General features: G+C 63.2%; 1 protein-coding gene. It reads left to right on the plus strand.

Features of this window, described 5'->3' with window-relative positions; genetic code table 11:
- Nucleotides 1–122 precede the first annotated feature (122 nt).
- Nucleotides 123–1,074 (plus strand): IS66 family transposase (locus tag GWC77_RS27950; RefSeq protein WP_173262782.1); only part of this gene is annotated, 952 nt, incomplete at its 3' end.

The raw sequence follows: 1,074 nt of genomic DNA on the forward strand, positions 1-1,074 counted from the left end.
AGATCCATCTGACGAGCGCCCAGCTGTCGATGCTGCTCGAGGGCATCGACTGGCGACAGCCGCGCCGTACCGCTGCTCTGTCGATGTTGTAAACCGCATCGAAGGCTCGTAAACTGCGGCGCATGTCCAAACATGCGCCGCTTCCCACCACCGTCGCTGAGCTCCAGGCTCTGGTGCTCGAGCAACAGACGTCGATCACGAATATGGTGCGGGAGATTGCCGCACGCGACGACGAGATCGAACGCCTGAAGGCGCAGATCGACAAGCTCAGGCGGATGTACTTCGGGAGCAAGTCCGAGAAACTGGCCCGGCAGATCGATAAGCTCGAGGCGCAGCTGGAAGACCTGACGGCCGGCCAAGGGGCGACAGATGCGCGAGGACAACAAGACAAAGCGTCGAAGGGACCATCCAATCGAGGGCCCACGCGAGAACCACTGCCGCCGCACTTGCCGCGCGACGAGATCGAACTCACACCGGACTCGGCTTGCCCCATATGCGCGACTGCAATGCAGTGGCTCGGCGAGGATGTCTCCGAGCAGCTCGCCCGCGTGGCGGCCGCGTTCAAAGTGATCCGCACGATCCGCCACAAGCTATGTTGCCCTGATTGCGGCCACATCGAACAGCCCGCGATGCCTAGCCTGCCGATCGAGCACAGCATCGCGCATCCGAGCATGCTGGCCGATATTGCGGTGTCGAAGTTCGCTGATCATCAACCGCTGTATCGCCAATCGGAAATTGCGGCACGCGACGCAGTGACGCTGGATCGCGGCAGCATGGGCCGCTGGCTCGGGCAGATTGCCGAGCTGTGTGTGCCGCTCGTTGAAGCGATCCAGCGCTACGCGCTGGTTCCCGGAAAGGTACACGTTGACGACACGCCGGTCGCGGTGCTCGCGCCAGGCAACGGTAAGACGGTGACCGGCCGCTTCTGGGTCTACGTGCGCGACGATCGTCGCTCGGGTTCGGCTGAGCCTGCTGCGGTATGGTTCGACTTCTCCTCGGATCGCAAAGGCGTCCACCCTCAAACCCGGCTCGCCGCATTCCACGGCATCGTGCAGGCCGATGCTTACTCCGGGT

The organism is Paraburkholderia sp. NMBU_R16 (assembly GCF_013282575.1).
Taxonomy (GTDB): Bacteria; Pseudomonadota; Gammaproteobacteria; order Burkholderiales; family Burkholderiaceae; genus Trinickia.